The 25,253-nt window shown below is 70.6% G+C and carries 17 protein-coding genes; 9 read left to right on the top strand and 8 right to left on the bottom strand.

Features of this window, described 5'->3' with window-relative positions; translation table 11 throughout:
• Positions 1-88 precede the first annotated feature (88 nt).
• The 7 genes from AC1DX8_RS09995 to AC1DX8_RS09965 all read left to right on the top strand — a co-directional run bounded on the left by AC1DX8_RS09995 (position 89) and on the right by AC1DX8_RS09965 (position 14,536).
• Positions 89-784 (top strand): 50S ribosomal protein L25/general stress protein Ctc, encoded by a 696-nt coding sequence (locus tag AC1DX8_RS09995; protein ID WP_477629773.1) that lies wholly within the window; start codon positions 89-91, stop codon positions 782-784.
• A gap of 84 nt (positions 785-868) precedes the next feature.
• Positions 869-1,471, top strand: coding sequence for an aminoacyl-tRNA hydrolase (gene pth, locus AC1DX8_RS09990; RefSeq protein ID WP_477629772.1), 603 nt, complete (start codon positions 869-871; stop codon positions 1,469-1,471).
• Between the two features lie 416 nt (positions 1,472-1,887).
• Complete coding sequence (locus AC1DX8_RS09985; protein WP_477629771.1) at positions 1,888-3,276, top strand: sugar transferase; 1,389 nt, start codon at positions 1,888-1,890, stop codon at positions 3,274-3,276.
• Positions 3,276-3,932 carry a hypothetical protein gene (locus AC1DX8_RS09980; protein WP_477629770.1) on the top strand — a complete coding sequence of 219 codons (657 nt, stop codon included), beginning with the start codon at positions 3,276-3,278 and terminating at the stop codon, positions 3,930-3,932. The genes AC1DX8_RS09985 and AC1DX8_RS09980 overlap by 1 nt, the downstream gene beginning before the upstream one ends.
• Positions 3,929-5,302 carry a hypothetical protein gene (locus AC1DX8_RS09975; RefSeq protein ID WP_477629769.1) on the top strand — a complete coding sequence of 458 codons (1,374 nt, stop codon included), beginning with the start codon at positions 3,929-3,931 and terminating at the stop codon, positions 5,300-5,302. The genes AC1DX8_RS09980 and AC1DX8_RS09975 overlap by 4 nt, the downstream gene beginning before the upstream one ends.
• Complete coding sequence (locus tag AC1DX8_RS09970) at positions 5,292-9,995, top strand: PKD domain-containing protein (protein WP_477629768.1); 4,704 nt, start codon at positions 5,292-5,294, stop codon at positions 9,993-9,995. Before AC1DX8_RS09975 ends, AC1DX8_RS09970 begins: the two co-directional genes overlap by 11 nt.
• Before the next feature lie 110 nt (positions 9,996-10,105).
• Complete coding sequence (locus tag AC1DX8_RS09965; protein WP_477629767.1) at positions 10,106-14,536, top strand: PKD domain-containing protein; 4,431 nt, start codon at positions 10,106-10,108, stop codon at positions 14,534-14,536.
• 45 nt (positions 14,537-14,581) lie between these two features.
• On the opposite strand, the gene AC1DX8_RS09960 is transcribed toward AC1DX8_RS09965, so the two are convergent.
• Complete coding sequence (locus tag AC1DX8_RS09960) at positions 14,582-15,754, bottom strand: glycosyltransferase family 4 protein (RefSeq protein ID WP_477629766.1); 1,173 nt, start codon at positions 15,752-15,754, stop codon at positions 14,582-14,584.
• A gap of 173 nt (positions 15,755-15,927) precedes the next feature.
• Between AC1DX8_RS09960 and AC1DX8_RS09955 the strand changes: the two genes are divergently transcribed.
• Positions 15,928-16,689 (top strand): class I SAM-dependent methyltransferase, encoded by a 762-nt coding sequence (locus tag AC1DX8_RS09955; RefSeq protein ID WP_477629765.1) that lies wholly within the window; start codon positions 15,928-15,930, stop codon positions 16,687-16,689.
• A 7-nt stretch (positions 16,690-16,696) separates the two neighbouring features.
• Here the strand turns inward: AC1DX8_RS09955 and AC1DX8_RS09950 are convergent, their stop codons facing one another.
• Entirely contained in the window at positions 16,697-17,980 is a 1,284-nt protein-coding gene (locus tag AC1DX8_RS09950; protein ID WP_477629764.1) for a hypothetical protein, read from the bottom strand.
• Positions 17,981-18,061: 81 nt separating this feature from the next.
• Here AC1DX8_RS09950 and AC1DX8_RS09945 point away from each other — a divergent pair, with 81 nt between their 5' ends.
• On the top strand, positions 18,062-18,757 hold the full coding sequence (locus AC1DX8_RS09945; protein ID WP_477629763.1) for an arsenate reductase/protein-tyrosine-phosphatase family protein: 696 nt from the start codon (positions 18,062-18,064) through the stop codon (positions 18,755-18,757).
• A 24-nt stretch (positions 18,758-18,781) separates the two neighbouring features.
• On the opposite strand, the gene AC1DX8_RS09940 is transcribed toward AC1DX8_RS09945, so the two are convergent.
• The 6 genes from AC1DX8_RS09940 to AC1DX8_RS09915 form a co-directional block, all read right to left on the bottom strand.
• Positions 18,782-20,545: a tyrosine-protein kinase domain-containing protein gene (locus AC1DX8_RS09940; protein ID WP_477629762.1), complete on the bottom strand. Its 1,764-nt coding sequence runs from the start codon at positions 20,543-20,545 to the stop codon at positions 18,782-18,784.
• A gap of 115 nt (positions 20,546-20,660) precedes the next feature.
• Complete coding sequence (locus tag AC1DX8_RS09935; RefSeq protein WP_477629761.1) at positions 20,661-21,533, bottom strand: hypothetical protein; 873 nt, start codon at positions 21,531-21,533, stop codon at positions 20,661-20,663.
• Entirely contained in the window at positions 21,533-22,669 is a 1,137-nt protein-coding gene (locus AC1DX8_RS09930; RefSeq protein ID WP_477629760.1) for a Gfo/Idh/MocA family protein, read from the bottom strand. Before AC1DX8_RS09930 ends, AC1DX8_RS09935 begins: the two co-directional genes overlap by 1 nt.
• 42 nt (positions 22,670-22,711) lie before the next feature.
• The gene (locus tag AC1DX8_RS09925; protein ID WP_477629759.1) at positions 22,712-23,833 is read right to left on the bottom strand and encodes a DUF1972 domain-containing protein; all 1,122 of its coding nucleotides are present in this window, start codon (positions 23,831-23,833) and stop codon (positions 22,712-22,714) included.
• Between the two features lie 134 nt (positions 23,834-23,967).
• On the bottom strand, positions 23,968-24,753 hold the full coding sequence (locus AC1DX8_RS09920) for a CDP-alcohol phosphatidyltransferase family protein (RefSeq protein WP_477629758.1): 786 nt from the start codon (positions 24,751-24,753) through the stop codon (positions 23,968-23,970).
• The gene (locus tag AC1DX8_RS09915; RefSeq protein ID WP_477629757.1) at positions 24,753-25,169 is read right to left on the bottom strand and encodes an FAD synthase family protein; all 417 of its coding nucleotides are present in this window, start codon (positions 25,167-25,169) and stop codon (positions 24,753-24,755) included. The genes AC1DX8_RS09920 and AC1DX8_RS09915 overlap by 1 nt, the downstream gene beginning before the upstream one ends.
• Positions 25,170-25,253 lie beyond the last annotated feature (84 nt).

Raw genomic sequence — 25,253 nt, 5'->3', positions numbered from 1 at the left:
CCGTAATTCGACGCGGTGTGGTCTCCGTGCTGCGCCCCGCGTCGAGGCCCACCGCATCCTCGAGTCCCCCACCGCACAGGAGATATCCGTGTCTGACAACAAGCTCGTCGCTGAGACGCGCACGCAGTTCGGCAAGGGCGCTGCCCGCAAGATCCGCCGTGACCACAAGATCCCCGCCGTCATGTACGGCCACGGCGCAGAGCCCGTGCACATCACCCTCCCGGGTCACGACACGATGATGGCGCTCAAGGTCGCGAACGCGCTCCTGACCATCGTCATCGACGGCAAGGAGCAGCTCGCCCTGGCCAAGGACGTGCAGCGCGACCCGATCAAGCCCGTCATCGAGCACGTCGACCTCGTCGTCGTCCGCAAGGGCGAGAAGGTCACCGTCGACGTCCCGGTCCACGTCGAGGGCGAGGCTGCGCCGGAGACCGTCGTCACCGTCGACGCCCAGACCATCCAGCTCGAGGTCGAGGCCACCCACATCCCGGAGAACATCGTCGTCTCCGTCGAGGGCCTCGAGGCCGGCACGCAGATCAAGGCGTCCGAGCTCGAGCTGCCGTCCGGCGCGACCCTCGTCGTCGACGAGGAGACCCTGGTCGTCAACATCACCCAGCAGATCTCGCAGGAGGCGCTGGACGCCGAGATGGCGGAGGCCGAGGCCGAGGCCGGCATCGAGCACGAGGAGCCCGGCGACGCCGAGGGCACCGAGGGCGAGAGCGGCGAGGCTGCTGCCGAGGGCGACACCGCCGAGGGCGAGAAGGCCGGGTCCGAGGACGCCTGAGTCCCGCTCACCCGTGTATGCCGGAAGGCCAGGTCCCCTGAGCAGTGTCATGGGGGACCTGGCCTTCCGGCATACTTGCGCCCCGTGAGTGACGACGGCACCTGGCTCCTGGTGGGCCTGGGCAACCCCGGCCCCAAGTACGCCGGGAACCGGCACAACGTCGGCGCCATGGTCGTCGACGAGCTCGCCTCGCGAGCCGGCGCCAAGCTCACCTCCCACAAGGCCCGGGCGGCTGCCGCCACGGTGCGGATCGGTCTGCTGCCCGGTGGCGCACCCGGCCCCGCTGCTGTCGTCGCGGTGCCCTCGTCCTACATGAACGAGTCGGGCGGTCCGGTCAAGGCGCTGATGAAATTCTTCTCGGTCGAGGTCGACCGACTCCTCGTCATCCACGACGAGCTCGACATCCCGGCCGGTGACGTCCGGTTGAAGAAGGGCGGGGGAGAGGGCGGCCACAACGGCCTGCGCTCGATCAGCTCCGCCCTGGGCACCAAGGACTACCTCCGGGTCAGGGTCGGCATCGGGCGGCCCCCGGGGCGGATGGACGCCGCCGACTTCGTGCTGCGGGACTTCGGGACGACCGAGCGCAAGGAGCTCCCGTTCCTCATCGGGGACGCCGCCGACGCCGCCGAGATGGTCGTGACGGAGGGGCTCGTCGCGGCCCAGCAGAAGTTCCACTCGCCGGTCTGAGGGTCTCCTGCACCCAACCGGACCCATCTCGCCCTGAACGACACCACCTTCTCCCCCAAACGGTGGAGAGGGGTACGGCATACCCCGTAGTCAAGGTGAGGTTGTCTGGCCTAGCCCCGTGATCGTATGTGCGGATTCCCCTGCGGTGACAGCATTTCCAGAGCCTGAGGACGTCTTCTCAATGAGGGCACTTCGGTAAGTCCACTTGGGAGTTACCTTCAGGCGCTGAGCGGTCTAGGGGAGTAGCCATGACGGATCTTGCGGGGGCAAAGTCCGTTTCGTCAGCACGGGCGGAATGGGTGCGGAAGCGCACGGGGGCGGCTGCGCCGCGTCCCGCGCCACGAGGTAGTTCGGCGCGCGGTCACACGTCGCGCGGTCGCACGTCGCCGGGCGCCAGGCCCACGCGCCCCTGGCACGTGGGCTACCGCCGTCGCGCCCTGCTGGCCGACGCCGCCACGGCCCTGCTCACCTCCGCGGCCGCGATCGTCCTCCCCGTCGGCGCCGCCCCCGCGTCCGTCCGATGGGGCGTCGCGCTGCTCCTGCCCGGTGTGTGGATCCTCATGCTCCAGTTCTTCCACGGCTACGAGCAGCGCTACCTCGGCATCACCACCGACGAGTACCGCTCCGTCGCGCGGGCCGCGCTCAGCCTCGGGGGCGTCGCGGTCCTCAGCTCGTGGGTGCTGCACTTCGAGCTGGCGCGCGGCCTCGTCCTGGTCGTCGTGCCGATGCTGATGGTCCTCGGGCTCGTCGCCCGCAACCTCCTGCGGCGTTCCCTCCTGCGGCGCCGCACCAACGGTCTCGACAGCCAGCGCACCGTGGTCATCGGCAACGTCCGCACGGTCGGTCCGATGATCCGCCAGCTGCAGCAGGCGCCCGGGGAGGGCATGCACGTCGTCGGTGCCTGCGTCTCGGGCATCACCAACGGCGGTGACTTCTCCTCCGAGGTCGAGGGCATCCCGGTCTTCGGTTACCCGGAGGAGGCGCTGCACGCCATCGACCTGCTCAACGCCGAGGTCGTGGCAGTGTCGGCCGACCCCGACCTCAGCGGCCGGGCACTGCGCCGACTCGCCTGGTCGCTCGAGGAGCGCGCGGTCGACCTCGTGGTCGCGACCGGCCTGCTCGACGTCGCCGGTCCTCGTCTGTCCATCCGCCCGGCCGCGGGCATGCCGCTGCTGCACGTGGAGCGGCCCGCGATGTCCGGCGCCCGCCGGGTGGTCAAGCGGGTCGGCGACTGGTGCCTGGGCCTCGCCCTCACGATCGTGGCGTTGCCGGTCCTCGTGGCCATCGGCGTCGCGATCCGCCTCGACTCCCCGGGCCCCGTGCTCTTCCGTCAGACCCGGGTCGGGGCTCGGGGCGAGACCTTCAGCATGCTCAAGTTCCGCAGCATGGGGATCGACGCCGAGCAGCGCCTGGAGCAGCTCGCCGACGCCGCCGACGCCGGCAACACGGTGCTGTTCAAGATGCGCCACGACCCCCGCGTCACCCGGGTGGGGACGCTCCTGCGGCGCTACTCGCTCGACGAGCTCCCGCAGCTGGTCAACGTCCTGCGCGGCGAGATGTCCCTCGTCGGCCCGCGGCCCCCGCTGCCGTCCGAGGTCGCCGGCTACGAGTCCGACGCGGTCCGCCGCCTCCGGGTCCGCCCCGGCCTGACCGGCCTGTGGCAGGTCAGCGGGCGCAGCGACCTGTCGTGGGACGAGTCGCTGAGGCTCGACCTCTGGTACGTCGACAACTGGTCGCTCCTGCTGGACCTCCAGATCATCGTCCGCACCGCTCGCGCGGTCCTCCGTGGAAAGGGTGCCTACTGATGTCGTCGCGCCTCCGTCTCGCAGCCGCCCTGGCAGGTCTCGCCCTCGCCGCCGCCAGCCTCTCCGGCTGTGGCGGCAGCGGTCAGGCCCTGGCCTCCACGCCCGGCACGTCGTCGAGCTCGTCCGCGCCCACCGAGACCCCCGACACCGAGACCACCCCGACCACGATGGCCCCGCCGCTGCCCCAGCCGGTCGCGTCGGTCGCCAAGGTCAAGCGGGTCGGCCAGCCGACCACGCCATCGGTGAGCGCCCCTGCTGCCCGGTTCACCGCGCCCGTCACCTACCCCGACGGCGTCAGCCTGGTGATCACCAAGGCGGAGAAGGGTGTCGAGACCGGTCACGGGCCGGGAGTCATGGCGGGGCGCGAGTACGTCCGCTTCACGGTGAAGCTCACCAACGGTTCCGCGAAGGCGGTCAACCTCGACCAGGTCGTGGTGACCACGACCTACGGTGCCACGAGCCAGCTGGCCGCGCCGGTCTACACGGCGAGCGCGGGCACCTACGACTTCTCGGGTGTGGTCAAGCCCGGCGCCTCGGCCATCGCCCTCTACGCGTTCGCCGTGCCCACCAAGCAGCTGGGCAGCGTCCGGATGGTCGTCGACTTCGACGGCCTGCACACCTCTGCCACCTACACGGGTGCGGTCGTGGCCAAGTGACCCGAGCCGCCCTTCCCCGACGCGCGCGACTCCGGTCGCTCGCCTCGTCGCATGCCTCCGGGGCCCTCGTGGCCCAGGTGTGGCAGGCGACGGCGAGCTTCGGGCTGCAGGTGGCCGCGGCCCACCTGCTCGGTGCACGCGGCCTCGGCCAGCTCGCGCTGTGCCTCGGGGTCATCATCCTGACCACGGCGGTGACCAGCGGGTTCGTCGGCGACGCCCTCACCGTCCTCGACCGTCAGGACCGGGGCATCCGCGCCGGTCTCCAGTGGTGGGCGGGCGTGCTTGCCCTGGTCGGGCCGGGCGTGGCCGGTGTCACCCTCTGGGCCCTCGGGGTCCTCGAGCCGGCCCAGGCGGGCTGGTTCATCGTGGCCGCCGCGCTGTTCCAGCTCGAGGAGGTGGCTCGCCGCCTGCTGATGGCAACGCTGCGGTTCTGGCGCCTCGTCGCCGTCGACTCGGTCGCCCTCGTGGTCGTGATGCTGGCGCTCGTCGTGCTCTCGGTCGTCGGCAGCGTCACCCTCGGCACCTTCTTCCTGGCGATCGCCGCGGGCCAGCTCGCCGGGCTGGTCGTCGCCGTCGCGTCGGCCCCCGCGCGCGAGCGCGCCCTGGTGTCCCTGCGGGGTGCCCGGATCCGCGAAGTCGCCTCCTTCGGTGGATGGCGCGGTGCGCAGGTGTCGGTCAACCCGGGCGTCTTCACCGCCATGCGCGTCCTCGTCGTGGCCGCGGCGGGCACCGCCGCGCTCGGCGAGGTCGAGGCGGCCCGCATCTACGTCGCCCCCGCCCTCCTCGCCATCCAGGGCATCGGCTCCTACCTCCTGGCCTCCTACGCCCGCGACCGCTCGCTCCCCCTGCGCGCCCTGGTCACGCGGGCCTCCCGGAGCTCGATGGCCCTGGCCGGAGGTGCGCTCGCCCTCGGCGTGCTCCTGTTCGCCGCAGCCCCGCTGGTGGGTCCGTGGGTGACCGGCGGCTCCTTCACCCTCCCGGCCGTCACGGTCCTCGGCTGGGCCGTGTATGCCGCCGCGACCGCCACGCTGCAGCCCTACGTCAGCCTTGCTGCCGCCCGGGGCCGTCAGCGTGCGGCCCTCGCCGTCCGGCTCACCGACGGCTTCGTCTCGCTCGCCACGCTCGGTGGCCTCCTGGCCGTCCGGTTGCCCCACGAGGCAACGCCTTTCGTCCTGGCCGTCGGTCCGGTCGTGGGCGGCCTCATCACCCGTTCGGTCGTCCTGGCTCCCATGCTGCGCGAGCAGTCATCCCTGCTCGCGGAGCAGGTGGCCCAGGCCGACACCCCCACCACCCCCATCACCACAGCCGGTGACCTCCTGGTCAGCGCACCCGATGCTCCCCTTGGAAAGGCAGTCCACCATGCACGTTGAGGCTTTTGGCGGTCTGCTCCGCCGTGCCGGCGCTGTGGTCGCAACCACGGCGCTCCTGGTGGCAGGGACCACGCTGACCGGGGGAGCGGCCCAGGCGGCCGACCCGGCGCCGACCCCGACCCTCCCCCCGACGGTCACCGCCGACGCGCTGCCCACGTGGCAGATCAACGGCGTCGTGTGGAACCAGGTCATCGTCGGCAACACGGTCTACGTCGCCGGCAACTTCACCGCGGCCCGCCCGCCTGGTGTGGCGGCGGGAGGACCCGGGGAGGTCCCGGCCCTCAACATCTTCGCGTACGACGTCACCACCGGTAACCCCGTCGCGTCGTTCAACCACTCGCTCAACGCCCAGGCCCTGGCCATCGCCGCCTCACCGGACGGCTCGACGGTCTACGTCGGTGGCGACTTCACCACCGTCGACGGCATCAGCCACGCTCACGTGGCTGCCTTCTCGACCGCGGACAACTCGTTGCTCCCCTGGGCGGCCAACGTCGGGGGCCAGGTGCGCGCGTTCGCCACCACCGCCTCCACCGTCTACGTCGGTGGCTCGTTCGTCTCAGCGGGCGCGCAGACCCGCTCGGGCCTCGCCGCGTTCTCGCCGACGAGCAACAACGTCCTCCCGTGGGCACCCCTGGCGCAGGGCTCCAACGCCATCGTCTCGGCGATGATCATGTCCCCCGACAACAGCCGGGTCATCCTCGGTGGCTCCTTCGAGCAGCTGAGCGGGGTGTCGGCCTACGGCATGGGGGCCGTGGACGCGGGCACCGGAGCCGTCCTGCCGTGGGCCGCGAACGCGACGATCCGCACCGCTGGTCTCAACGGCGGCATCACCAGCCTGTCCACGGACGGCACCCAGGTCTTCGGGTCCGGCTACGCGTTCGGCTCCGGCGCCGCCTTCGAGGGCACCTTCTCGGCCAATCCCAACACCGGCGCGATCAACTGGATCAACGACTGCCTCGGTGACAACTACAGCACCTGGGCCATGAACCAGGTCCTCTACAGCGTGGCCCACCAGCACGACTGCAGCGTCGTCGGCTCCTTCCCCGACACCAGCCCGCGGTCGCGCTGGCAGAAGGCCCTGGCCGCGCCGACCTTCCCGACCGGCATGATCACGACCAAGGACGCCTACGGCTGGGACTTCCGCGGCTTCCCCTACGCCGGGATCCTGCACTGGTTCCCCGACTTCGAGTTCGGCAACTTCACGGCCGAGAAGCAGGCGGCCTGGTCCGTCACCGGCAACGGCACGTATGCGGCGTTCGGCGGGGAGTTCCCGATCGTCAACGGTGTCGCCCAGCAGGGTCTGGTGCGGTTCGCCGTGCCGGCCTCGGCTCCCCGGCTGTCCAAGCCGATCTACACCGCCGCCTTCAACCCGGTCGCGACGTCGACCGAGGCCGGCCGGGTCAAGCTCTTCTGGAAGAGCGTCTGGGACCGTGACGACTCCGTCCTCCAGTACGACGTCTACCGCGACGGTGGGTCAACCATCGGCAACTTCTCGTCGGCGTCGAACTTCTGGACCCTGCCGGGCCTGAGCTTCACCGACACCGGAGTCGCACCCGGCACCACGCACACCTACAAGGTGCGGGCGAAGGACAAGGACGGCAACGTCCAGTGGAGCCTCGCGACGGCTCCGGTGACGGTGTCCTCCGACCCGACTCCCGCCTACCTCGACGCCGTGCGGGCCAACAGCCCGCTGCACCACTGGCGGCTGAACGACGCGGGTCCCGCGATCCTCGACTCCGTGGGTGCGGGCGACGGCACCTCGACCAGCGTGACGTTCGGCCAGGCCGGCGCCACCGCCGGTGACGCCGCGGTGCGCTCGGCCGGCGGCACCACCCCCAAGCTCTACACCACGTACGCCGAGAGCCACCCGGCCGAGGCCACGGTGCAGGCCTGGATCCAGACCACCAGCACCTCCGGTGGGCGGATCATCGGGTTCGGCACCAGCCAGACCAACAACAGCACGTCCAACGACCTGGTGCTCTACGTCAACAGCAGCAACCGGATCGCGTTCGCGACCACCAACGCGACGACCCGTTCGGTCACCAGCACGCGCACCGTCAACGACGGCCAGTGGCACCTCGTGACCGCCACGGCGGGTGCCGACGGCATCTCGCTCTACGTCGACGGCCGACGCGTCGGCCGTGACCAGGCGCCGGTCAGCATGGCGACGTTCCAAGGCTTCTGGCGGCTCCTCGCCGACCAGACCTCCAGCCTGCCGAACCGCCCCGCCAACGCTGGGCTGGCGGGCACCATCGACGAGGTCTCGGTCTTCCCGGCCGTGCTCACCCAGTCGCAGATCCAGGCGCAGTACCTCGCCTCGGGCCGGGCGGCGGCGTGGACCTCGCCCACCCCGACCGACAGCTACGCGGCCGCGGTGACGGGTTCGTCTCCCGACTTCTACTGGCGCCTCAACGAGACGTCCGGCTCGACCGCCGCCGACTCCTCGGCGTCCGGTCAGGACGGCACCATCGTCACCGGCGTCTCCCTGACCGCGAGCGGCTCGCCCGCCAGCACGCCGCTACGTGACGCGACCTTCAACGGGTCGAGCGGTCTCGTCGTGGCCAAGGAGGCGTGGAACAACCCGAAGACCTACTCCACGGAGGCGTGGTTCAAGACCACGACCACCCGTGGCGGCAAGATCATCGGGTTCGGCAACGCCACCACGGGGTTGAGCACGTCCTACGACCGTGAGGTCGTCATGCTCAACAACGGTCGCCTCCAGTTCGCCACCAACGGCGCCGTGCGCACGCTCGCGGCGACGACCACCGCATACAACAACGGGCAGTGGCACCACGTGGTGGCCACCCAGGGCGCCGATGGCATGAAGCTCTACGTCGACGGAGTGCTGGCGGCTTCCGGCGCGGCGACCGACGCGCAGAACTTCGTCGGCTACTGGCGTCTCGGCGGCGACCGCACCTTCGGCGGCACCCAGAGCAACTACTTCGCCGGCGAGATCGACGAGGTGGCGGTCTACCCGACCGCTCTCACCGGTGCCCAGGTCCGCGCCCACTACGAGGCCACCGGCCAGGTGGCGGTCAACCAGCCCCCGACCGCGGCCTTCACCTCGACGAAGAGCTTCCTCGCCCTTGCGGTCGACGGCAGCGGCTCCACCGACGCCGACGGCACCATCTCCACCTACGCGTGGAACTGGGGCGACGGCACCCCGGCCGGCTCCGGCGTGACCGCCAACCACACCTACGCGGCGGGTGGCACGTACACCGTGACGCTCACCGTCACGGACGACGACGGCGCGACGGCCACCAAGACGGCCTCGGTGACGGTCGCTCCCAACCAGGCTCCGGTGGCCTCGTTCACGGACTCGGAGAACTTCCTCACCCTGTCCGTCAACGGATCCGGGTCGTCCGACGCCGAGGGCCCGATCTCGTCCTACGCGTGGAGCTGGGGTGACGGCACCGCCAACGGTTCCGGCGCCACGGCCACCCACACGTATGCCGCGGCCGGCACCTACACCGTCGGTCTCACGGTCACCGACGCCCAGGGCCTGACGGGCACCTCGAGCCGGTCGGTCGTCGTGTCGGAGGCGCCCAACGTGCCGCCGACGGCGTCGTTCAGCCACAACGAGAGCTTCCTCGCGATGTCGGTCAACGGCTCCGCGTCCACCGACCCGGACGGCACGATCGTGTCCTACGACTGGAGCTGGGGTGACGGCACCGCCAACGGTTCCGGCGCCACGGCCAGCCACACCTACGCCGCAGCCGGCACCTACTCGGTCACCTTGACCGTCAAGGACGACGACGGTGCCACGGCCACCCAGACGGCCTCGGTGACGGTGACGGCCAACCAGGCTCCCACCGCCTCGTTCACGGACTCGGAGAACTTCCTCGCCCTGTCCGTCAACGGCTCCGCATCGTCCGACCCGGACGGCACCCTCGCCTCGTACGCGTGGCAGTGGGGTGACGGCACCCCGGACGGGTCCGGCGCCACCGCGAGCCACTCGTATGCCGCGGCCGGCACCTACACCGTGCGGCTCACCGTGACCGACGACCAGGGCGCCACCGGCACCCTGTCCCGCAGCGTCACCGTGGTCTCGCTCGTCGCGCTGGCGCAGGACACCTTCTCCCGCACCCTCGCCTCGGGCTGGGGCAGCGCCGACACCGGTGGCCCCTGGACCCTGGGCGGCGTGGCCACCCGGTGGTCGGTCTCCGGAGGCCTCGGCCGGGTCAGCCTCAACGCCGGTGACGGCTACACCGCCTCGCTGCAGGGCATCTCGAGCAGTGACAGCCAGCTCGAGCTCGCGGTCACGACCGACAAGGTCCCGACCGGTGGCGGTCAGTACATCAGCATCATCGGTCGACGGGTGACCACCACCGCCGACTACCGGGCGAAGATCCGCTTCGCCGCCGACGGCTCGACGGCGGTCTGGCTGACCCGCAACGAGTCCGCGACGGAGACGGTCCTCACGAGCCTCACGGTCCCCGGCCTGGTGTACAACGCCGGCGACCGGATGCAGGTGAAGCTCCAGACCTACGGCACCAACCCCACGACCATGCGCGTGAAGATCTGGAAGGCCGGCACCACTGAGCCGACCGCCTGGACCCTCACCGCCACGGACAGCGCGGCGGCAATCCAGGCACCCGGCTACATCGCCTTGTACGCCTACCTGAGCGGCAGCACCACCAACGGTCCTGTCGGCTACGGCCTGGACGACCTCTGGGTCGGCCCTCGCAACTGAAATCTGCACCACTTCACGCAAGAGCCCGCGACGGCGCGGGAGAACGGCAGGGTGTCATGGGACGTGGACCAGTAGCTCGGTGGTGTCGCACCGTCGGGGTGGGGGCGGTGGTGACGGCGCTGGCTGTCCTGGGTGTCGTCGTGCCCACGCAGGCCGCGCAGGCGGCAGACCCTCCGCCTCCGCCACCGTCGACGGTCTCGGCAGACGCCCTGCCGACCTGGCAGATCAACGGCGTCGTCTGGAGCCAGGCCATCATCGGGGACACCGTCTACGTCACGGGCTCCTTCACCAGGGCTCGGCCCCCGGGGGTGGCCGCGGGCGGCGCGGGTGAGGTCGTCGCCAACAACATCTTCGCCTACCAGCTCTCCACCGGAGCAAGGGTCCCCACCTTCGCCCCGACCCTGAACGCCCAAGGCCTGGTGATCCGAGCCGCCGCCGACGGCAGCCGCCTCTGGGTCGGCGGTGACTTCACCAGCGTCAACGGCACGGCCCGCGGTCACCTCGCGGCCCTCAACCCGGCCGACGGCTCCCTCGTGGCCGGCGGCGRCTTCGTTCCACCCAACGTCGGCGGGCAGGTGCGCGGGCTCGGCATCACCCCGACGACCATCTTCGTCGGGGGCAACTTCACGTCAGCGAACGGCGTCGCCCGGACCCGCTTGGCGGCCTTCTCGGTCAGCACAGGCGCCATGTCCAGCTGGGCCCCCGCCGCCGCCGGCGGCTACGTCTGGGCCATGACGATGTCGCCCGACCTGACCCGCGTCATCCCCGCCGGCTCCTTCACCACGCTCGCTGGTCAGCCGGCCTACGGCATGGGGTCGCTGATGGCGTCCACCGGCGCGGTGAACCCCTGGCCTGCACAGGAGAGGATCCGAGACGCGGGCGCCGACGGAGCCATCACGTCCCTCAAAGCCGACGGGACGCAGATCTACGGCACCGCATACAGCTTCACGCAGAACGGAACCGCCGACTGGGAGGGTACGTTCGCGATCGACCCCATCACGGGCCAGATCAACTGGGCCAATGACTGCCTCGGCGACACCTACGACATCGCGCCGGCAGGCGAGGTGCTCTACAACGCGTCGCACCAGCACGACTGCACCGTCGTCAATGGGTGGACCGACACCAACCCCCGCGTGCGTTGGCAGAAGGCCGCGGCACAGTACTCGCACGCGACCGACTTCTCGACGAGGGACGACGTGTACGGCTGGGCCAGCCGCAACGGGCTGGTCGGTGTCGCCTACGCCAAGCTGCTGCACTGGTACCCGAACTTCGCGTTCGGCTCCTACACCAGCGCTGGGCAGGCGGCCTGGGCCGTCGACGCCTCGAGCGACGGCCAGTGGGTCGTCTATGGCGGCGAGTTCCCGCGCGTCAACAACGTTGCCCAGCAGGGCCTCGTGCGCTTCCGCGCGCGGTCCGGGGCGCCGAACAAGTCTGGCCCCACCTACTCCACCGTGCCGGCCACCCCGACCCCGGCCACCAACGCGGTGTCGTTCTCGGCGGGCACGGCCCGGGTCAGTTGGGGTTCGGCGTGGGACATGGACGACCACACACTGACCTATGACGTCCTGCGTGACAACAACACGTGGGTCTACTCGACCACCGGCGACTCCAACTTCTGGACCCTCCCTGCCATGGGCTTCACCGACAAGAACCTCGCGGCGGGGTCGACGCACCGGTACCAGGTGCGGATCACCGACCCCAGCGGGAACATCTTGTGGGGCCCCGTCTCCAACACCGTCACCGTGGGCAGCGGGTCGCCGAGTGCCTACGCGCAGACGGTCATCGACGACGGCGCCAGCCACCTGTGGCGGCTTGGTGAGCCCTCGGGGAACTCGTACGACTGGGTCGGCTTCGACGACCTGACCATGAGCGGCGGCTACACCCGTGGCGCCTCCGGGGCCATCCTCGGTGACACCGACAAGGCGACCACCTTCGGCGGAAGCGACGGCTTCGGTGCCACTCCCTCACCGATCCCGGGCCCCGACGTGTTCAGCGTCGAGTCGTGGTTCCGGACCACCACCACCAGCGGCGGCAAGATCGTCGGCTTCGGCAACGCCAACACCGGCACGTCGTCCAACTACGACCGGCACATCTACATGGAGCCCGACGGCCGGATCGCCTTCGGCATCTACCACGACGGCTTCTTCACGGTCACCTCGCCCAACTCGCTCAACGACGGGCAGTGGCACCAGGCGGTCGGCACCCTCGACCCGTCCGGCGTGACCCTCTACGTCGACGGCAAGCGGATCGGTCGCAACGCCGGCACCTCGGTCGGACAGGCCTACTCGGGCTACTGGCGCGTGGGCGGTGACAGCCCGTGGAGCGGCAACCCGTACTTCGCCGGCGACATCGACGACGTGGCCATCTACCCGACGGCCATCCCGCTGACCACGGTGCAGTCGCACTACACGGCAAGCGGTCGCACGCTCAACGTCCCGACCCGTCCGAGCGACGCGTACGGACAAGCGGTGTGGGACGCGAACCCGGACCTGTACTGGCGCTTGGGTGACACCAACGCCACCGCCAAGGACTCCGGTCCGAACGAGTCCAACGGCATCTACCAGGGTGGCTACACCCAGGGCGTGCCCGGCGCGTTCGACGGAGCCACCAACAAGGCCGTGGCCTTCAACGGCACCGACGGCTTCGTGGCCTCGGCGCAGCAGTACAGCAACCCGCACAACTACACGTTGGAGGCGTGGTTCAAGACCACGAGCACCAACGGCGGGAAGATCCTCGGGTTCGGCTGCTCGCAGACCGGCACCTCGGGCTGCTACGACCGGCACATCTACATCAGCAACGACGGCACGCTGACCTTCGGGGTCTGGACCGGCTTCACCAACACCATCACCACCCCCAACGCCGTCAACGACGGCCAGTGGCACCACGTGATGGCGACCCAGAGCAACACCGACGGCATGAAGCTCTACCTCGACGGTGGCCTCGTCGGCACCAACGGGCAGACGGACGCCCAGGCGTACGACGGGTTCTGGCGGGTCGGCGGCGACAACCACTGGGGCTGCTGCAGCCCGTTCCTCGACGGCACCATCGACGAGGTCGCGGTCTACTCCTCCGTGCTCCCGGCCAGCGCGGCCTCGCAGCACTTCGCACTCGGTGGCGGCAACGTCCCCAACCAGSCGCCCACGGCAGCGTTCWCCCACACCGAGAACKWCCTSGCGGTGTCGGTCAACGGTGGCACCTCCAGCGACCCGGACGGCACCATCGCGTCCTAYAGCTGGAACTGGGGTGACGGGTCACCGGCCACCACGGGTGCCTCGGCCACGGCCAGCCACACCTATGCCACGGCSGGTACCTACCCGATCACGCTCACSGTGACCGACAACGACGGSGCGACGAACAGCCTCACGACGTCGGTGACCGTGGTCGACAACCAGGCTCCTACGGCGGCGTTCACGTCCACCGTGACGGACCTGTCGGTGGCCTTCGACGGCACGGGGTCCTCCGACCCGGAGGCCGGCCCCCTGACCTACGCGTGGAGCTGGGGTGACGCCACGGCCAACGGCAGTGGCGCCACGACCACCCACACGTATGCCACGGCCGGCACCTACTCGGTGACCCTCACCGTCACGGACAACGGCGGCAAGACCGACAGCAAGACGGCGTCCGTCACCGTCACGGCGCCGCCGAACCAGCCGCCCACCGCGTCGTTCACGCACTCCGAGAACGCCCTGACCACCTCGGTCAACGGCTCGGCGTCGACCGACCCGGACGGCACCATCTCGTCGTACTCGTGGAGCTGGGGTGACCTGACCGCCAACGGCTCGGGCGCCACGACCACCCACACGTATGCCGCGGCGGGCACCTACACCGTCATCCTCACCGTCACGGACAACCGTGGCGGGACGGACACCGAGACCGCTTCGGTCACGGTGACGGCTCCGACGGTCTTCGCTCGGGACGACTTCGGTCGGACCGTGACCGGTGGCTGGGGCACGGCCGACGTCGGCGGAGCCTGGACGATCGGTGGCCCGGCCACGCGGTGGTCGGTCTCCGGTGGTCTCGGCAGGGTGAGCCTCAACGCCGGTGACGGCTACGCGGCATACCTGCCGAGCGTCAGCAGCTCGAGCACCGAGGTCACGACCCTGCTGACCACGGACAAGGTGCCCACTGGTGGTGGCCAGTACGTCAGCATCATCGGTCGGCGCGTCAGCGCCACGGTCGACTACCGCGCGAAGGTGCGGATGGCCGCGGGCGGTGCCGTGACGGTCTGGCTGACACGCAACCAGAGTGGTGCCGAGACGGTGCTCACCAGCGCGAACCTGGCTGGGGTCACCTACGGAGCCGGTGACTCGTTGCGGGTGCGCCTGCAGTCGAGCGGCGCCGGACCGACGACCCTGCGGGTCAAGGTGTGGAAGGTCGGCACCACGGAGCCGGCGGCGTGGAGCCTCACGACGACCGACAACACGACCGGGTTCCAGGCTGCGGGTTCGGCGGGTCTGTACGCCTACCTCAGCGGCAGCTCGACCAACGGCCCGGTGGTGTTCGGGGTCGACGAGTGGTGGGTCGGGCCCCTGCAGCCGTAGGGCAACAGTTGGGGTGATGGGCGGGAGACACGACTCTCCCGCCCATCACTCCTGTGTGCGGGGGTCGGGCAGGTCGTCGTCGAGGCACCCGGTGATGGCCTCGACGATGTTCGCCTGGTAGCGGTCGATGCCGAAGCTCGTCACGGCCGACTCGCGCGCAGCGTGCCCGATCCGCTCGGACAGCGCCGGGTCGCCGGCGAGTCGCACGACCGCCGCGGCCATGGCTTCGGCGTCCTCGACGGGGACGAGGATCCCGGTCACGCCGTCCTCGATCGACTCGAGGTGGCCCGCCGCACCGGCCGCCACCACGGGGCGTTGGGACAGCTGGGCCTCGACGACGGCGTTGCCGAACGGCTCGCGCACCGACGGTGCCAGCACGATGTCGGCCCGGTCGAACGCCACGAACGACGGGGAGACGTAGCCGGTGAACGTCACCCGCTGCCCGAGCCCGTGGCGCTCCACGTCGTCCCGCAGGCGCTGTTCGTACCACTCGTAGCCGGGGAACACCGAGCCCGCGACCTCGAGGGTGGCGTCCACCCCACGGGCGACCAGCAGGCGCAGCGTCTCGATCGCGGTGTGCGGAGCCTTGCGTGGCGAGAGGCGACCGACGACGGCCAGCCTGACCCGCTCCGGGTCGCCGGGCGGCGGTGTCGGAGGGGTGGCCCGGTCGGGGACGCCGTTCGGGACCAGCACGGACGTGCGACGAAGCCGCGGGAAGAGACCCCAGACCGACTGGGCGGCAGCGTGTGAGATGAGGATGACCCGGTCGGCGAACAGCAAGGGGCTGTTGAGCGCCCGGAGGACGGCGCGCCGGTCCTTGTCCTCCGCCTCGTGCACGTGGCAGAGCACGGGGACGCGGTGCAGCCGCGCCACGGCGATCCACCAGGGGATGGTCGTCGTGTTCACGTAGATCGCCGCGGGGCGGGTCCTGCGGACCAACAGCGACATCGCCGGCAGGGACCGGGCCAGCTCGACGCCCAGGCCGAGCAGGCCGCGTGGCGACAGGTAGCTCCGGCGGACCACGGGGAAGGTGCCGATCCTGACCTCGGCGCCCCGGGAGGCCAGCAACGCGACGAGCGGACCGGAGTTGGGGCACGCCACCACGACCCGGGCGCCGGCGTTGCGCACGGCGGTCACCGACTCGAGCATCTGGAGGTCTGACCCGTAGACGTCGGCGCCGGGATTGATGATGAGCACGGTGCGTCCGGCCAACGACATCCCGTGTCCCCCTTCAGGTCGGCCTCGTGGTGGTGCGATCGAGGCAGGTCGAGCCACGTCCCACCCTCGACGGACAGCCTACGACGGATGGCCGATGCCGCGTGGCGCCCTGGACGCGATGGTGGTTCACGTCTGGGGGTCATGAGGACGCCTGGTGTGAAAGGCTGTCTAAGGTGGGGACCGAGATCGTGAATCGCGCGCGGCTGATGACGTTGGGGCGCAACGCCTATCGTTCCTGGCGACTGTGGATCGAGCCCGAGCGGCTGGTGATGCGCAAGGTCGTGCGCGAGTGGTTGCGCGCGGCACCGCGGGCGAGCACCGTGCTGGAGATCGGTGCGGGCACGGCCTTCATGAGGCCAGTCATCCGGGCCGAGATCCCTGACGTGCTCTACGTGAGCTCCGACATCGCCCCCACCGAGAACACCAACCTCGTCGTCGACGCCTGCGCCCTGCCGTTGGCCACGGCGAGCGTCGACGTCGTGCTGGCCCTCGAGGTCCTCGAGCACATCGAGCGACCCGAGCAGCTCGTGGCCGAGGCCTCCCGCGTGCTCCGCCCCGGGGGCCACCTGATCCTGACCGTCCCCTTCATGTTCGGGGTGCACGACTTCATGGACTACCACCGCTTCACCCCGTTGGGGATGGAGCAGCTGCTCGGCCGGCACGCCCTCGAGCTGGAGCAGGTGCGGGTCCGCGGAGGAGTGTTCGTCGCCTCGTCAGGCCTGGTCCGCACCAAGATCCTCAACACCATCGTCGGACGTCCGCGGGACTGGCGGGCCCAGGGCCGCGAGAAGAAGATCCGCTGGGTCATCTCCACGGTCGTCCTCACACCGTGGCTCCCAATCACCCTGCTCGCGTATGGGCTGGACCGGGTCCTGGACCGCGAGTCGGTGAGCCCGCCGGGCTACTTCTTCCTCTGTGGGCGGTCGGCCGACTGACCGTCGGTCAGCTGGCGGGGACGAGCTGGCGGACGGGCGTGGCCTCGGCCGGCTGCGGTAGGGGGAGGGTCGAGAGGGAGGGGCGGGTCACCTTCTCGCCGGCCAGGCTGAGCAGCGTGAAGACGAGGAACGTCGTGCTGGCGTCGAAGAGCCCACTCTCCAGGAGGCTCCGCGGGAGGATGAAGGTCAGCAACCCCAACCAGAGCACCCTCCACCGTCGCGGGCTGACCAGGGCCCCCCAGACGGCTCCCACGACCCAGACGAGGACGACTGCGAGCCCGGACACCCCGGTCTGGACCAGCGCGGACACCCAGCTGCTGTCGAGGAGCTGCTCCTGCCAGAACTGACCGCTCACCGGGATGTGCTTCATCGTGAGGCCGCCGCCCAGCCAGCGCTGGAACGTCGACACGTCCATCGAGATCGCGGCGTTCCACGCAATCGTCCTCGAGCTCAGGGTGGCCACGTTCTGGTCGCCACCGCGCAGGAGCAGGTTGCTGACCAGGCTCGTGCCCAGGACGACGTACGCCACGGCCGGGACGGCGAGGACCATGCCCAGGAAGGCGGTCACGGAGAACGTCCTGGCCTGGAGCAGCATGACGACCACCGCGAGGACGAGCGTCGCCGTCGTCGTCCGTGACCCCGTCAGCCACATCACGCCGAAGATCCCGGCCGCGACCACGGGAGCCCACCGACCAGCCGTGCCGTGCATCATGCCGTGGACGAGGTAGACGAGGCCGACGCCGCAGATGAAGGCGATCTCGTTGGGCGCCAACGGGGGCAGGCCGCCCTCCCAGCGGCCCGAGCCGATGCTGCCCACGCCGGTCAGGCAGGCCACCAGGGCGACCAGCCCGAGACTGCGGACCAGCGCGTGGACGAGGCGCTCGAGCCCGACGGCCCGCAGCAGGAACGCCACCGTCCCCAGGGACATGGCGACCCGCACGGCCACGACGACCGAGGCAAGGGCGGTGCCGGCCGCCCAGCCCCCGATCACCGAGATGCTCAGGTAGAGGGTGGCCAGGAGGATGGTGCGTCCGCCCAGGGCGGCCACGGGTCGACGACGGTGCCCGAGGTAGGCCCCCAGCAGCAGGGCTGCCATCCCCACGACGCCCTTGCCGGCGACCACCGGGTCGAGTCCACCGGAGAAGTAGGTCTTCTGGCGCCAGGGGATGGTGCAGGCGACGAGGAGCAGGCAGCAGAGGTACAGCTGCCACCGCGCGATGTCACCACTCGCGTCTTTTGCTTGTTTTGTCGTGTTMATGGCGTCTTTTGTCCACCGGATGACGCAGGCCAACTCGCCCCATTGCGGGTATCTGGTCCCGGTTGCGGCGACCGATACTGGGTGGACTCGACAAACCCCGGGGATGTGACTGCCATGGAGACGACGGTGCTGGTCCTGTGCGCGAGCGACCGGTGCCTCGCGCCGGCGTCCGCCGCGGTGCTCCGGTCGGCGCTCCAGGCCCATGGCGAGTGGCAGGTCCAGGTGGTCTCGGCCGGCATCCGTGCCGAGGTCGGAGCCGGGTGGTGCCCGCAGATCAGCGAGCAGCTCACCAAGGACCACGACCTCATCATGCGACCGCACCGGGCGCAGCAGGTCACGGCCGAGCTCGTGCGAGCGGCCGACCTGGTGCTGGTGTCCGAGCGCAAGTTCCGCGGGTCCGCCAGGCTCCTCGACGCCGCGAGTGCGGACCACACGTTCACCATCGTGGAGGCCGCCGGGCTCGCCAGGGAGGCGCTCGCGCGGATGGCGACGGAGGCGACGACGGTGCCACCGAGCACGGCCGCCGAGGGCGCCGCGCAGCCCGGACCCGGGCGGCTGGGCACCCGTGAGCGGCTCATGTGGCTGCTCGAGGAGATGAACGCCATGCGGGGTCTGGTGAGCCTGCCCCCCGAGCCGCCGCACGGCTGGCGCAAGCGGTTCGCCAGGCACCAAGAGGTGGTCGGGCTCGACATCCTCGACCCCGACAGCGATCGCGGCTCGCACCGCAAGGCCGCTCCGGCGCTGCGCGAGGCCCTGGACTCGTTCGCGTCCAGCCTGGCCGATGCCTCCCCGAGGACCGTGCCAGCCTGACCGAGCGTGGCCGTGCGTGCCACGTCAGTGAACTCTGCCCCGCCCCGAGGGCTTCATCGCCTTGCTGAAGCTGGTCCCGATGACCTTGGGGTCCAACGAGATCAGCTCGTCCGGATGGCCGTTGTGGTGCCCGCCCCGGACGAGGTCGCCCCGCCGGTCGGTGTCTCGGTCGGGGGCTGCGTCGGTTTCCCGGTCTGCATCGCGGCCCTCGGCGGCCCGCGCCCGCGGGGCCTTCGGGGTGGGGATGGTGTCCCTGCCTCGATCGGCGCCCCGGTCGGCACCGTGGTCGTCGGCGCGCTGGTCGTCGGCACCGTGGTCGTCGGCACCCTGGTCGGTGGGGCCGCTGGCCGGCCCGCGGCCGGCCGGAGTCGCTCCCGCGGCGGCCGCGGCAGCCGCCGTGGGCAAGCCGGCCGCCCAGTCGCTCTCGGAGACGGCGGCCAGGGCCGCGTAGTCCTCGTCGTGGCCGCGCAGGTCACGCTGGCCGCGGGCGGGCACCATCGTCAGGGCGGTGCCGATGAGTCGGGCCTTGACCGCCTCGAGGTCGGCGATGGCGCTGGTGAGCTGCTCACGACGGGTCTTGCCGTACCGCGCCACGAGCACGGCGCCGTCGGCGCCCCGGGCGAGCACGGCGGCGTCGCTCACCGGCAGGATCGGCGGCGCGTCGATGATGACGAAGTCGAAGTCGGCGCGCAGGGTTGCGAGCACGGCCGCCATGTTCTTCGACCCCAGCAGTCGCGTGGGGTCCGGTGGAGTGGTCCCGGCCGGGAGGATGGTGAGCAACCCGCGGTGCCACGGCATCAGGGCGTCGGCGAGGTCGATCTGGCCCGCCACGACGTTCGACAGGCCGATCGAGCCGTCGACGCCCATCAGCGTCGCGGCGTTGGGACGGCGCATGTCGGCCTCGACGAGGCAGACCCGCAGGGAGGACTGGGCCAGGGCGATGGCCAGGTTGCAGGCGGTGGTGGTCTTGCCCTCGGAGGCGAGTGCCGAGGTGATGACGATGACGCGGGGCGGCTCGTCGACGTCGACGAACTGCAGGGTGGTGCGCAGCGAGCGGAACTCCTCCACTCCCCGACCGTGGCCCTGCATGGTGATGAGGGGGTGCGTCTTGACCTGCTGGTTGAGCCCGATCAGGGCCAGGGCCGGGCGGCCGGTGAGGTCTTCCAGCTCGTCGCCCTTGACCGTGGTGTCCTGCTGCTCCCGGATGACGGCGACGATCACGCCGAGGGCGAGCCCGGCGAGCAGCCCCAGGGCCATGTTGAGCGGGATCCGCGGCGAGATGGGGTACTGCGGCGCCTGGGAGGGCACGGTGGTCGTCACCTTCACGGGGGACTGACCGCCCTCGCGGGGAGTCTCCAGCCGCTCGATGACCACGCCGAGCTGGTCGCTGACGGCGTTGGCGATGGCCTGGGCGCGGGCCGACGTGCCGTCGGTGGCGGTGACCGTGATGAGCACGGTGTCGACGGGGTTGTCGGCCGTCACGACGCGCCGCAGGTCACGCACCGTCATCGGCAGGTCGAGCCGGTCGATGACCGGCTGCAGCACGTCGGGGCTCTTGACCACCTCGGTGTAGGACTTCACCCGCTGCATGGCGAACTGCGAGCTCTGGTAGATCGAGGCGTCGGCCGTGCCGGCCGAGCTGATCGACACGAAGGCGGTCGCGTTCGCGGCATACGTGGGTGGGGTGAGGTAGGTGAGGGTGCCGGCAGCGCCGAGCACCAGCACCGTGCACGCGACGAGGATCCGCCACCGCTTCAGCAGGATCTGGAGGTAGGAGCGCAAGGTCATCGTCGGCCCCTCCTTCCTGGCCTGCCCCGGCTGTCGCCAGGGGTGCGATGGTGGGTCATGGTGGTTCCATTCTGCGTGTCGGAGGGCGCCCAGCCACTCGTCCGAAAGGTGGAGCTCACCTCGGGACCGGGGCCCAGGCCTGGTCGACCAGGGCCCTCGTGGAGGCGATGTTGCGGCGGCTGGAGGCACCGAACACGATCGACTCGATGTTCGGCTGGGCGCAGACCCAGTCGATGGCCTCCTCCGGGGGGATCGCCCCCGAGGCGAAGACCGACATGGCGATCGCCCGGAAGCGACGGTCGCGCAGCGCGCTCTCGTAGGCCTCGAGGCCGCCGGGCATCCGGAACCCGATCTTGTTGATGTTGGAGCAGACGATCGGGTTGTCGATCCCGAGGCGCTCGAGGGTGTCGAGCAGCAGGGGGAGGTTCATGGTGATGAATCCGGGCTCCGCGTCGTACTGCGTGCGCACGTGGTCGGCGAAGATGACGAACGCCTCGTCGAAGCCCAGGCCCAGCAGCAGGTCGACGACGACGTTCTGGAGGAAGACCACGGGAGTGCGCAGCCCGCGGAACATCGACATCTCGGCGTCGATGAGGAGCCGCGTGATGCCGTCGATGTCCTTGCTGGCCAACGACTTGGTGCCGGTCAGAGCGGCGCTGAAGACGCTCTGGTCGGGAAGGAACCGCCGGAGGGCGCCGAGCGGCCCATCCTCGGTCATCGCGTTCGCGTACTTGTGCGCGTAGGGCATGCAGGGGAAGAACTCCATGCGCGCGTAGCGGTCCTGGTCTGCGCGCACGAGGTCGCAGATCTCCGCGACGCGGTCGTGCGTGGTGCACATGAAGGTCGTGACGCCCTCGTCGTAGGCGGCGTCGAGGACCTCCATGATCGCCCCGAGGTCCTGGAAGCGCATCTGCTGGCTGCGCGCCTTCTCCTCGGACATGTGGTTGACGCCGAAGAACTGGTTGTCACCGAACAGGAGACGGTCCATCAGGCGGCCCTCCCTCGCCAGAAGGCCAGTCGTCGGCGGCGGTGCGCGGTCACCGTCGGGGCTGAGGCCGCCCGCTCGCGGGGGCTCGTGGTGCCCTGGGCGTCGGCCGAGATCATCGACAGGATGCGGTCGGTGGCGGCGGCGGAGCTGAACACGTTGGGGCCCTCGGTCGTCCGGGTCGCCACCCGCTCGACGAAGGTGGCGGCCTGGGCGCTGTACTCCTCGCCGCGCAGGTAGAACCACGGCTGCTCGGTGAGGTCGGTCGTGTAGTGGACGTTCCAGCCCGCGCGGTAGCCCTCCGGGACCGAGGCGGTGTCGCGCAGGTAGACCTGCACCTCCTGCCGGTCGGCGACCGCGCGACCGGTGGTGCCCCAGACGCTGATCTTGGTCGACATCTTGCGCTGAGACTCGTCCGACCAGTTCACCGAGACCTGCGCCGTGACGTCGCCCGGGTACATCAGGGTCGACACCACCTCGTCGTCGGTCTCCGCGGAGAAGATCCGGTTGAGGCGGCTGCCCTCCACGCTCGTCGGCATGCCCAGGTACCACTGCACGAGGTCGATGGGGTGGGCGGCGTAGTCGTAGAGGCAGCCGCCCCCGGACGCCCGGCGGCTGCGCCAGGTGCCGCCCTTGGGAGCCAGGACGACCGGGCCGTAGGCCTCGGCGACCACGTGGGTCACCTCGCCGAGGGCGCCGGCGTCGATGAGCCGCTTGAGCTCGGCGAAGGCCGCGACGAACCGGTTGTGGTAGCCCACCTGCGTGACCAGGCCGCGCTCGCGGGCCAGCGCGGTGAGCGCCTCCCCGTCGGCGTCGTCGAGGGTGAACGGCTTCTCGCAGAAGACGTGGACGCCGGCCTCGAGGGCCGTGCGCACCATGGGCGCGTGCAGGTGGGAGGGGGTGGCGATGACCACCGCATCGAGCTCCTCCGCGGCGAGCATCGCGCTGAGGTCCTTGTAGGTCCGCAGCCCGGTGTACTTGCTCAGCACGTCGAGGACGTAGCCGGTGGAGTCGCACACGGCGACCAGGTCGACTTCAGGGTGCGCGCGGAAGATGGACAGGTGGGAGAGGCCCATCTTGCCGAGCCCGACGACCCCCATGGTGATCACGACGACTGACTCCGTATCTCTGGCCCCCATGCTCCTCGTTGCCGGTGGGTGAAAACCATCGGCAGCGCCCCCTCAGGCGCGGTGCATGAGTCCTGCTTGGAAGCGCGCGAGGACCGCTTCGTACTGGCCCGCGACGTGCTCCCACGTGAACTCTGACTCATGTCGCACCCGCGCCGCGTCGTGCATTTGGTGGAGGACGTCGGGCGAGGCGAGCAGCTCGTCGAGCTGGGCCTCGAGGTCCTGGGCGGTCGTGAAGTAGCGCTGGGCGGGTCCGGCGACCCATCGGTTGTAGACGTTGTCGTGTGCGATCACCGGGTTGCCGGCCGCCATGGCCTCGACCAGCGAGGGGTTCGTGCCACCCACCGTGTGGCCGTGCACGTAGGCGAGGGAGTGGAACCGCAGCGCCTGCACCACCTCGGGGTCGTAGATCGCCCCGGGGAAGACGACCTCGTCGCTGGCGGCCTCGAGCACCTGGCGGTGGTAGTCGTCGGTGGCGCCGTCGAGGTTGCCCAGGACGACCAGGGCGTGGCCGCGCGGCCTGGCGGAGAACGCCTCGACGATCTCGAGCAGCGAGTTCTCCGGGATCGGGCGGCAGATCACGGTGAGGTAGCCGCCCGGCTGGAGCCCCAGCGCCTCGACCGGTGCGGCGGGCGCGTCGGTGACCGCGTGCGCGCCGTAGGTGATCATGCTGATCCGGCTCCGACGGGCCCACCGTGCGAGGTAACGCTCGATCTCGGGGTGGTCGGCGATCAGGTGGTGGCCGAACAGGCTGGCGAAACGCTCGTTGGCCAGCAGGATCGCCTGGCGGGGAATGCCCCAGCGTCGGCGGGTCCACTCCATGCCGTCCATGTTGATGACGTTGGGGATCCGCTTGACCCGCTGCAGCACGTTGAAGACCCCGGTGTTGTAGCCGAACGTGAGGCAGACGTCGTCGTGCTGGATGGCGTGCCGGATCGAGGTCCAGTCGAACGCCGAGGTGCCCAGCCATCCCTCGCGGTGCTGGGGGATGGTGACCCGCTCGATGCCGCGCCACGTGTCGTACGTGATGGGTCCCCGGCCCTCCGCCTGGCAGTAGACGACCACGCGCCAGCCGTGCTCCACGAGGTAGAGCCCGATCTGCTCGGCCGCCGTCTCGAAGCCCCCGTATGCCGCGGGCACCCCGTGGGTGCCCAGGATCCGTACCGTCCTCGTCATGTTTCCTGCCCCCGTCGTCAGTGCCGCGTCGCGGGCCACCGGGCCGTGCCGCGCAGCGGCCGGCCTCGCAGCAGCCCTGCCGGGGCAACCCTAGAGCGCGGGCCGACGACCCGGCACACCAGTCGTGCCACGGCTCAGGCGAGGCGGGACAGGTCGCGGAACCACTTCCCCAGGGCCGCGACCAGCAGGGCGACCCCGGCCAGGGTGATGGCCGAGTAGACCCACACGAACGCGTCGTGGAAGCCCAGCAGGACGAAGCAGAGGCAGAGCACGCCGTAGTCGGTGGGCAGGATGATCAGGGAGGCCAGCACGGGAGGGCTGCCGGCGTCCACCGGCTTCGCCGGCGGGGCCGGCGGTCCGGCCAGGTGCGGCTCGGGCGCGGCCTCGGCCACCGCAGCGGCCCGCAGCTGGTCGGTCAGGATCATCGAGAAGAAGTAGGTGGACAGCTGGATGCCCGCCACGATCGGCACCAGCAACAGGACGTCCGGGAGGTCGAACGAGCGGTACCAGGCGATGAGGACGGCCGCGTGGAGGGCCGCGATCTTGATGCAGTCGATGACGTGGTCGAGCCACTCCCCGGCGCGGCTGCCGCCACCCTGCATGCGCGCGACCTGGCCGTCGGCGGAGTCGAGGGCGTACGCGAGGGCGAGCAGGAAGGCCACCAGGAAGCCCACCCCCACGGTGGCCGGGGCCAGGGCCAGGACGGCGATGCCGGCCAGGCTGGTGAGCCCGGACAGGATGGTCACCTGGTTGGGCGACATCCCGAGACGGAAGGCGATGATGGCCAGCTGGCGGCCCACGGGCCGGTTGACCCAGCGCGAGTAGCCGGGTGCCCCGCGGTTGGACTTCCCGGCGCCGGCAGACAGCGCCCGGGCCTGGGCCAGGCGGCGGACTGGCGGGCTGAGGGTCTCGTCGGACATCAGGAGGCGAACTGCTCCAGCGCGGCACGCAGCAGCGTGCTGGACGTGTGCATCGTGTAGGGGAAGTACGCGACCTCAACGCCCACGGTGCCCAGGTCGCGCTCGAGGCGCTCACCCTTGGGGGTGCCGCGCCAGTCGTCGCCCTTGAAGATCACGTCGAACGGATGCTCGCGCCACACGTCCAGCTTGCTGGGCTGGTGCTCGACGATGACCTCGTCGACGAGGGTGATGTGCTGCAGGATGGACACGCGCTCAGCGAGGGGGATCACAGGAAGCTTGGCCTTGGCGCGGTAGGCGTTCTCGTCGGTGACGACGCCGGCGATGAGCCAGTCGCACTGCTCACGGGCGCTGCGCAGGATGTTGAGGTGACCGATGTGGAAGAGGTCGAAGACCCCGGGAACGTAGCCCCGAACCATTCCTTCGCCTCCTCTGGGCCCCGGCGCCCCTTCGCCCGGCCTCACACGCTCGTCCATTTCCTTTTCCCCCCACACCAGTTCTCG

The organism is Pedococcus sp. P2_A3, assembly GCF_056405035.1.
This window is presented reverse-complemented; position numbering and strand designations above follow the sequence as displayed.

Coding starts and splice junctions, on each gene's coding strand:
- AC1DX8_RS09935 (WP_477629761.1), bottom strand. CDS start 21,533: ATGGACCGTCTCCTGTTCGGTGACAACCAGTTCTTCGGCGTCAACCAC.
- AC1DX8_RS09960 (WP_477629766.1), bottom strand. CDS start 15,754: ATGTCGTTGGCCGGACGCACCGTGCTCATCATCAATCCCGGCGCCGAC.
- AC1DX8_RS09920 (WP_477629758.1), bottom strand. CDS start 24,753: ATGTCCGACGAGACCCTCAGCCCGCCAGTCCGCCGCCTGGCCCAGGCC.
- AC1DX8_RS09970 (WP_477629768.1), top strand. CDS start 5,292: ATGCACGTTGAGGCTTTTGGCGGTCTGCTCCGCCGTGCCGGCGCTGTG.
- AC1DX8_RS09925 (WP_477629759.1), bottom strand. CDS start 23,833: ATGACGAGGACGGTACGGATCCTGGGCACCCACGGGGTGCCCGCGGCA.
- AC1DX8_RS09945 (WP_477629763.1), top strand. CDS start 18,062: ATGGAGACGACGGTGCTGGTCCTGTGCGCGAGCGACCGGTGCCTCGCG.
- AC1DX8_RS09915 (WP_477629757.1), bottom strand. CDS start 25,169: ATGGTTCGGGGCTACGTTCCCGGGGTCTTCGACCTCTTCCACATCGGT.
- AC1DX8_RS09930 (WP_477629760.1), bottom strand. CDS start 22,669: ATGGGGGCCAGAGATACGGAGTCAGTCGTCGTGATCACCATGGGGGTC.
- AC1DX8_RS09940 (WP_477629762.1), bottom strand. CDS start 20,545: ATGACCTTGCGCTCCTACCTCCAGATCCTGCTGAAGCGGTGGCGGATC.
- AC1DX8_RS09980 (WP_477629770.1), top strand. CDS start 3,276: ATGTCGTCGCGCCTCCGTCTCGCAGCCGCCCTGGCAGGTCTCGCCCTC.